Source organism: Rhodoferax sp. (genome assembly GCF_018063565.1).
Lineage (GTDB): Bacteria > Pseudomonadota > Gammaproteobacteria > Burkholderiales > Burkholderiaceae_C > Rhodoferax.
On sequence record NZ_JAGPBB010000119.1, the window covers coordinates 1 to 8,349 of the forward strand.

Annotated in this window: 7 protein-coding genes; 5 read left to right on the forward strand and 2 right to left on the reverse strand. The window is 60.2% G+C overall.

Translation table 11 applies throughout. The annotated features are described in order from the left end of the window. The coding region (gene mgrA / locus KBF66_RS17680; RefSeq protein ID WP_296660521.1) for an L-glyceraldehyde 3-phosphate reductase at window positions 1–901 on the reverse strand (901 nt) is incomplete at its 3' end. A gap of 186 nt (window positions 902–1,087) precedes the next feature. Here mgrA and KBF66_RS17685 point away from each other — a divergent pair. The 4 genes from KBF66_RS17685 (at window position 1,088) to KBF66_RS17700 (ending at window position 6,954) form a co-directional block, all read left to right on the forward strand. Continuing rightward, complete coding sequence (locus KBF66_RS17685) at window positions 1,088–2,359, forward strand: (Fe-S)-binding protein (RefSeq protein ID WP_296660524.1); 1,272 nt, start codon at window positions 1,088–1,090, stop codon at window positions 2,357–2,359. Between the two features lie 44 nt (window positions 2,360–2,403). Beyond that, window positions 2,404–4,011, forward strand: a complete 1,608-nt coding sequence (gene glpA, locus KBF66_RS17690; protein ID WP_296660526.1) for an anaerobic glycerol-3-phosphate dehydrogenase subunit A — start codon at window positions 2,404–2,406, stop codon at window positions 4,009–4,011. After that, the gene (gene glpB, locus KBF66_RS17695) at window positions 4,008–5,285 is read left to right on the forward strand and encodes a glycerol-3-phosphate dehydrogenase subunit GlpB (protein WP_296660530.1); all 1,278 of its coding nucleotides are present in this window, start codon (window positions 4,008–4,010) and stop codon (window positions 5,283–5,285) included. Before glpA ends, glpB begins: the two co-directional genes overlap by 4 nt. Window positions 5,286–5,625: 340 nt before the next feature. After that, window positions 5,626–6,954, forward strand: coding sequence for a ferric reductase-like transmembrane domain-containing protein (locus KBF66_RS17700; RefSeq protein ID WP_296660533.1), 1,329 nt, complete (start codon window positions 5,626–5,628; stop codon window positions 6,952–6,954). 26 nt (window positions 6,955–6,980) lie between these two features. On the opposite strand, the gene KBF66_RS17705 is transcribed toward KBF66_RS17700, so the two are convergent. Further along, on the reverse strand, window positions 6,981–7,484 hold the full coding sequence (locus KBF66_RS17705; protein WP_296660536.1) for a hypothetical protein: 504 nt from the start codon (window positions 7,482–7,484) through the stop codon (window positions 6,981–6,983). 387 nt (window positions 7,485–7,871) lie between these two features. On the opposite strand from KBF66_RS17705, the gene KBF66_RS17710 reads away from it, so the two are divergent. Continuing rightward, window positions 7,872–8,349 (forward strand): hydrogenase small subunit (locus tag KBF66_RS17710; protein ID WP_296660539.1); only part of this gene is annotated, 478 nt, incomplete at its 3' end.

The window sequence follows — 8,349 nt, forward strand, 5'->3', positions numbered from 1 at the left end:
CGCCAATCAGCGCAGAGGTGATGCGACCATCGCGCAGCACCCAGGCGGTGGCCATCTGGGCCAGGCTTTGGCCACGGCTTTGCGCCACGTCGTTGAGGGCGCGCACATGGCGCAAGTTGGACTCGCTGAGGTGCTCGGGGCGCAATGAGCCACCACCGGGGCGGTTGATACGGGCATCCGTGGGCACACCACCCAAGTACTTGTTGGTCAGCAACCCCTGCGCCAGCGGGCTGAAGGCAATGCAACCCATGCCCAACTCGCCCAACGCATCAAGCAAGTCTTCCTCGATCCAGCGGTTGAGCAGGCTGTACGACGGCTGATGGATCAGCGCGGTCACTCCCATGTTCTTGAGGATGGCGTGCGCCTGGCGGGTCTTGGCGGCAGAGTAACTGCTCACACCCACATACAGCGCCTTGCCCTGCTGCACCGCACTGGCCAGCGCACCCATGGTTTCCTCCAGCGGCGTGTCGGGGTCGAAACGGTGCGAATAGAAGATGTCCACATAGTCCAGCCCCATGCGTTTGAGGCTCTGGTCAAGGCTGGCCAGCACGTACTTGCGCGAGCCGCCTCCTTGTCCGTAGGGACCAGGCCACATGTCGTAGCCCGCCTTGCTGCTGATGATCAGCTCGTCGCGGTAGGGCCTGAAGTCGCGGCGCAGATGCTCGCCAAAGTTGACCTCGGCGCTGCCAGCAGGTGGGCCGTAGTTGTTGGCCAGGTCAAAGTGGGTGATGCCCAGATCAAAGGCGGTACGCAACATGTCGCGCTGTGTCTGAAAGGGCGTGGCGTCACCAAAGTTGTGCCACAGTCCCAATGTGATGGCGGGCAGCTTCAGGCCACTGCTGCCGCAGCGGCGATACGCCATGGTGGCGTTGTAACGGTCGGGGTCGGCTTGGTACGTCATGGTTCAATAAATTCAGGATAAAAATGGCATCTAGCGCACATAAAGCAAGCGCTAGGAGCTATGTAAAGAATAGTAATTGTCTGCTTGACTCAAAATTGACTCAACGGTCTGATTTTCACCGCGCAACAGTGCCATACTTCGTCCGAGGTGCTTAAACACCCAAAATTTGCGAGAGACGAGGCGAACATGGCAGCATCTGCAATCACTCCGATCAACTTCAAGCAGGCCGCTTTGAAGTTGTTGCCCGAAGGGGCCAACTTTGAGGCGTGTCTAACCTGTGGTCTGTGTACCTCGGGCTGCCCTGCCTCGGGCCTGGAAAACATGGACCCGCGCAAGTTCATTCGCATGGCGCTGCTGGGCATGGACGAAGAGCTATCCACCACCCCCTGGATCTGGGTCTGCACGCTGTGCAAGCGCTGCGAGTATGTCTGCCCGATGAACATCGACGTCTCCAAGCTGGTCTTTCTGGCGCGCGCCAACTGGCCCGCCGAACTCAAACCCAAGGGCATTGTGCGGTCGTGCGAGATGACCCGCTCCACCGACAGCACCAGCGCCATGGGTATGTCGCCTGCCGACTTTGAATTTGTGGTGAACGATGTGCTGGAAGAGGTGCGCGTCAAACAGCCGCGTTTTGCGCACCTGCAGGCACCGATCGATAAAAAAGGCGCACATTTTTTTGTCAACCAGAATTCGCGTGAACCCATGAGCGAGCCCGACGAGATGGTGCCACTGTGGAAGGTGTTTGACTATGTGGGCGTGGACTGGACCTACGCCAGCAAAGGCTGGGCGGCCGAGAATTTCTGCATGTTCACCGGCAACGACGCAGCCTGGCGCGAAGTCATTGAAAAACGTGTCAATGCGGTCAACGAACTGGGTTGTGAGGTCTGGCTCAACACCGAATGCGGTCACAGCTACTACACCATGTGGCAGGGCATCGAGCGTTTCGGGCTGCAGGCCAATTTCCGCATGGACAGCATCATCACGTATTACGCACAGTGGATTCGCGAGGGTCGCCTGCCAGTCAATTCGCGCTGGAACACCAAGAACATCAAGTTCACCGTGCAAGACCCGTGCATGATTGTGCGCAAGTCCTATGGCGACGTCATGGCCGATGACATGCGTTTTGTCGTCAAGACGCTGGTGGGCGCAGACAACTTTATTGACATGCAACCCAACCGCAGCGCCAACTACTGCTGCGGCGGCGGGGGTGGCGCCCTGCAGGCCGGGCTCACCGACCAGCGGCGGGCCTACGGCAAACGCAAGTTCGACCAGATTGCCGCCACCGGCGCGACCTACGTGCTGACACCCTGCCACAACTGCCACTCGCAAATGCACGACATCGGAAAATTCTATGGCGGGCACTACGGCATCGTGCATTTGTGGACGCTGATCTGCCTGTCGCTGGGCATTCTGGGCGACAACGAGCAGCTCTACCTTGGGGCTGACCTGCTGGGCTGAACACATCGGCTGCGCCACCCGGCGATTTGGCAACTGGAGTCAACATGAACACTAATTCCCTCAATCGTGCCAGCAACGCTGTCCCCAAAGTGCTGGAAACCGAGGTGCTGATCATTGGCGGCGGGGTGACCGGCACCGGCATCATGCGCGACCTGGCGCTGCGCGGCATTCGCAGCATCCTGATCGATAAACGCGACCTGTGCGCGGGTGCCTCAGGTGGCAACCATGGCCTGCTGCACTCGGGTGGCCGGTATGTTTCCACCGACCTGGAAGCCGCGATCGAGTGCCGCCAGGAAGGTGCTTTGCTCAAACACCTGGCGCCACAATGCATCGAGGCCACTGGTGGCCTGTTTGTTGCCGTCAAAGATGATGACTCGGCCTTTGCTGATGCCTTTCCGACACTGTGCGCGCAAGCAGGTATTGACTGCGAAGAACTGGAACTGGCGCAGGCCAAGCAGTTGGAACCGCTGCTGTCAGGCGATCTGGTGCGCGCAATGAAGGTACCTGACGCCACGGTCGACCCGTTTCACCTGGCCCAGTTGCATGTGGCGCATGCTGCGCAGTTGGTGGGCAGTGTCTATTTGCCGCACACCGAAGTCAGCGGGTTTTCCTCCGTGGATGGGGAAATTCGTGCCGCCCAATGTGCCGATCACCGTAACCAGACCACGCTGACCATCCGGGCACGCCAGTTTGTCAACGCCGCTGGTGCCTGGTCGATGGGCGTTGCCCGTTTGGCGGGCTGTCAGGATGTGCACTTGCTGTATGCCAAAGGCACCTTGCTGGTCACCACGGACCGGCTCACCCACCATGTGGTTAACCGTCTGCGCCCACCTGGTGATGGAGACATTCTGGTGCCGGGCGGCACGGTGTCGCTGCTCGGTACCACCTCGTCGCGTGTTGACGACCTGGAGCGTGTCGGCCCCACGGTGGCCGAAGTCGACCGCAACATCCGCGAGGGTGCGGCCATGATCCCGGCGCTCGCGCAGGCACGCTACATTCGCGCCTTTAGCCGGGTGCGTCCCCTGTTGCAGGCAGGCGCCGGTGCCTCTGACCGGGCGGCCACCCGGGGGTTTGCCTTGCTGGACCACCAGGCGCAGGGTCTTGGCAACTTTTGCACCATCACCGGCGGCAAGCTGACCACTTACCGCCTGATGGCCGAAAAAGCGGCCGATCTGGTGGCGCAGCGCCTGGGCAACCATCAGCCATGTCGCACCGCGCAAGTCCCCCTACCCGATGATGAGACCTGCAGTTGGAGCGAACCCAGCTCGGCCCCCCGGCACTGGCACGCCAAGCGCGACCCGGACGATCTGATTCTGTGTGAGTGCGAGATGCTGCCGCAGTCGGCCATTGCCCAGATTTTTGACAACAGCACCGGCGTGGATGCTCAGCCGACGCTGGAGTCCATCGCGCTGCGCTCGCGCGCTGGCAAAGGCCCGTGCCAGGGCTCGTTCTGCGGCATCCGCATTGGCTCCTATTTGTATGACCAGGGGCACTACCACGATGCGACCGGGCTGACCCATCTGCGCGATTTTTTCAATGAGCGCTTCAAGGGCCAGCGCAGTGTGAGCTGGGGTCAGCAGGCGGCGCAACTGGAGTTGGCCGAAGCCCTGCATTGCGGTCTGCTGGGTCTGGACAAGCTGGAGCAATCATGAAGCAACCCACGCGTCAATTCAGCACCCCCCTGGCGGTCATTGGTTCCGGTATGGCCGGGTTTGCAGCATCGATTTTTGCGCTCAATCGCAACATTCAAACCACTCAGCTCGGCAACACCGGCGCGCTGGCTTACACCACGGGTTACCTCGATCTGCTGGGCATGATGGGGCCTGCGCACCTTGTCGATGACCCCTGGCAGTCGCTGAAAACATTGGCCACGACCGAACCCTTGCACCCGCTGTGCCAGGTGCTGCCGACTGACCTTCGCCAGGCGTTTGTCGAATTCATCACGTTTTTGGGCGAATTTGGCGTCAGCTACACCGCACCCGGTGAGCTCAACCTGAGCGCTTTGAGCCCCATTGGCACCGTCAAGCCGACGCTGTGTATACCGCAGACGATGGCGGCTGGCCCGGCAGCGCTGGCCGCGGGTGCCGACTGTGTGATGGTGGATATCCACGGGCTCAAAGGCTTTAGCGGCCCTGAGCTGGTGGCCAACCTGCGCCCGCGTTGGCCCACCCTGCGCACCCAGCGCATCAGATTCCCCGACATGGCACAGGGCGAGGTCTACCCCGAGGTGATGGCGCGCGCACTCGAAGTGCCCGCCACCCGTGCGCGACTGGCCGAGTTGCTCAAGAGCGCGGCGGGTGACGCGCAAGTGATCGGCCTGCCCGCCATTCTGGGCATGCACCAACCCGATCAGGTGCATGCCGAGCTGCAGCGGTTGACGGGTTTGCAGATTTTCGAGATTCCGACCATGCCTCCGTCGGTGGCGGGTTTGCGCCTGCGCGAATTGTTTGAGCAGGCTTTGCCGTGCAAAGGCGCCACGCTGATTCCGCAGCAGAAGGTGACATCGCTGCGACTGGAAGACGATGGCGTCACGCTGGCGCTGAAAGACAGCTATGGCGAGATTGAGGTCAAAGCGCAGGCGGTCATTCTGGCCACCGGGCGCTTGCTCAGTGGTGGGCTCCAAGCCCATACGGACGGCATTCGTGAGCATTTGTTGAATCTGCCCGTGGTGCAACCCGACAGTCGAGCGCACTGGTACCAGGAGCGGTATACCGACCCGCGCGGTCACCCCATCAACCGTGCCGGCATCGAGGTCGATGCGTTGGGCCGTCCATTGGGCAGCGACGGTGCCTGTTACCACCCGCGCCTGTTTGCGGCGGGTGCGCTGCTGGCCCACCACGACTGGATTCGCAGCCGCAGCGGCGCCGGCATCGCCCTGGCTTCGGCTTGGACAGCCGTGGCGGGAGTGATGCAACTGCTGGGATAAAGACCAGCCCGTTTCAGCTCTGAGCAAGCTGGAACATGTGTTCCCCGAGCTCAACACCGACCTGATGCACTTCGCGGTCGTCATAAGCACCGGCGTTTGCACTTCTCGGGTTGCCTTGCTGTTCGTCGCCTGCAATTTGCAGCCTTCTTTGGCAAATGCACGATAGGCCGCGACCGGGCTGCACCAGATGCACGGACCTGCCACCCCCCGATCGGGCCAACCGGTAGACAAGGTGCGACAACGCACAGAGCCAATTTCCATTTTCGGTCAAGCTGCGCAGGCTGAGACGCTGGTTTCGGCCTGATAGCACGCAGGGGTCGTGCTCGATATCGGGAAAGCCATGAAACCTATCAAACTCAGCTTCTGGGGCTTTCTTTTGATGCTGACCGCCTTGTGGTGGCAGGCAGATTTTTGGGTACAGATGCCTTCGACGTTTGGCAGCTGGCGTGCCTCGTTCATCAACTACACCGGCATCATGGGGATCGGTGTGATGAGCGTTGCCCTGCTGCTGGCAGCCAGGCCAATGGTCCTGGAGACGTTTTTTGGCGGGCTGGACAAGATGTACCGGCTGCACAAATGGCTGGGCATCAGCGCCCTGGTCCTTGCCACCTTGCACTGGTCCGGCAAGCAGTTGCCGGGTTGGCTGGTTAGCCTGGGTTGGATGGAACGCTCGGTGCGGGGGCATATGCCAGAGCCTGGCGCACCCCTCTTCAAGTTCCTGCAGAGCCAGCGCGGCCTGGCCGAGGGCTTTGGTGAGTGGGGGTTTTACGCCACGGCGGCGTTGATCGTGCTGGCGCTGGTCAAGTGGTTTCCCTATCGGCTGTTTTTCAAGACCCACCGCCTGCTGGCGTTGACGTATCTGGCGTTGGTGATTCACTCGGTGCTGTTGATGAAGTTCAGTTATTGGGGTGCGTTGCTTGGCCCGCTCATGGCGTTGCTGATGCTGGGTGGCAGTGTGGCCGCACTTGTCATTCTGCTTCGCCGCGTCGGGTTGAGCCGCCGAACCATCGGCTTGGTGACAGCGTTCACCTACCATCCGGAAGTGCGGGTTCTCGAGGTATCAGTGCAGGTCAAGGGGCGTTGGCCTGGACATGACAGCGGGCAGTTTGTCTTTGTGACCTTTGACGTCCGCGAGGGCGCGCACCCGTTCACCATCTCGTCCGCCTGGTCGGGTGACGGACACATGAATTTCCTGATCAAAGAACTGGGCGACTACACCCGGGTGCTGCCCCAGCGCCTCAAGGTGGGCGACCCGGTCAAAATTGAAGGGCCTTATGGTTGCTTCAACTTCAATAGTGAATGCGCCCGACAAATCTGGGTGGGCGGTGGTATTGGCATCACGCCCTTTGTGGCAAGGATGGAAGAGCTGAAGCTGCAGCCCTTCGACAGGCCGGTTGACCTGTTCTACGCCACCGCCTCACCCTACAACCTGGCAATTCACAAACTCCGACGCCTGGCGCGCGAGGCACGGGTGACCTTGCATGTGATGGTCGAGGCCAAGGATGGTCGACTGACGGCGCAGCACATCTGTAAGTCGGTTCCGGATTGGCAGGCCGGTGACATCTGGTTTTGCGGCCCGGTGGGTTTTGGCCACGCGCTTCAAAGCGACTTTGCCACGCGCGGGTTGGCGAGCAAAAACTTTCACGACGAATTGTTTGATATGCGCTGAGCAAGCGGTGCGCAGGGATGCAAAAACTACTTGATCGTCAGCAGCGATGGCCCGATGTCTTGTAGCGGACCCAGTGGGTTTTTGGTGATTTCTACCTCGTTGACACGGGGTTGCCCGCTCCACGAGCGGTAAACCACGAGCTTGTTCACAAACAGGATCACGCCGTGAAAACGCCACCCCGTCGTCTCGGTCCGGCGCTGAAAGTTGGAAAAGTCGGTAAAGAAGTTTCCGGTGCGCCTGCGGGAGATCTTTGCGGCGTCGTACGCCAGACCGTGGCAGGCATCGCGCGCCTCCAGGCATGCCAGAATCCCCGGATCGAGGTCTTCTCGTCGGAGCAAAGCGCTCGGCACAAACAGGCGTACCACGTCCGAATGGGTCAGCAATTGGGTGTTCGGATGCTCGGCCGGGTTAAACCCGTTCGCTTTCAGGGTATCCGTATCGCTTTTCATGGGCTCAAGCCGATCAAAAGCAGCACGCACCTCTTCAAAACTGGAGAACGAGGTGGACTCGGTTCGAGATTGGGGCAACATACCACTGCACCCCCCCAGCAATGTGACGCAACACAAACAGCCACTCAATAGTCTCATGCTGTCACGATAGCGACATACCCCGGCCGCCATCTGTGCGCTGGCGAACGCACAGGACAAGCCATGCGCCAACATCAAGCCGTCCCTGGATCAGTGCCCGGGGTGAATCTTGTTGACACTGGAAACTACGCTTCCGGTTTGTGCCCGTACCTGGTAACCCAATAACCAGGTTCATCGATTCGAGAGTCCTGCAACGACTGGGAAATCGCAGAAAAAGTCTTTCAAATCAATGAACTATGGGGTTTTATCAGTACTAACCCTGATTCACCCAAAAGTGGCACGCCTATTGATCTATCTCAATCGTACACACACACGATGGAGACATGCACGATGGAGACTTTTTATGACGTCATGCGCCGCCAGGGCATTTCCCGGCGCAGTTTGATGAAATATTGTTCACTCACGGCCACCTCGCTCGGGCTGGCACCGTCGTTTGTGCCCCAGATCGCTCACGCCATGGAAACCAAGCCGCGCACCCCGGTACTGTGGCTGCATGGGCTGGAATGCACCTGCTGCTCGGAATCGTTCATCCGCAGCGCCCACCCGCTGGCCAAGGACGTGGTGCTGTCCATGATTTCGCTTGACTACGACGACACCTTGATGGCAGCGGCCGGTCACCAGGCCGAACAAATCCTGGAACAGGTGATGACCAAGTACAAGGGTAACTACATCCTGGCCGTCGAAGGCAACCCGCCACTCAACGAAGACGGCATGTTCTGTATCCAGTCGGGCAAGCCCTTTATCGAAAAACTCAAACATGTGGCCAAGGACGCCAAGGCGGTGATCGCCTGGGGTTCCTGCGCGTCCT

Bases quoted from the DNA above. Each gene is read 5' to 3' on its own strand.
- KBF66_RS17705 (WP_296660536.1), bottom strand. From the start codon at position 7,484: ATGTTGCCCCAATCTCGAACCGAGTCCACCTCGTTCTCCAGTTTTGAA.
- KBF66_RS17700 (WP_296660533.1), top strand. From the start codon at position 5,626: ATGAAACCTATCAAACTCAGCTTCTGGGGCTTTCTTTTGATGCTGACC.
- glpB (WP_296660530.1), top strand. From the start codon at position 4,008: ATGAAGCAACCCACGCGTCAATTCAGCACCCCCCTGGCGGTCATTGGT.
- glpA (WP_296660526.1), top strand. From the start codon at position 2,404: ATGAACACTAATTCCCTCAATCGTGCCAGCAACGCTGTCCCCAAAGTG.
- KBF66_RS17685 (WP_296660524.1), top strand. From the start codon at position 1,088: ATGGCAGCATCTGCAATCACTCCGATCAACTTCAAGCAGGCCGCTTTG.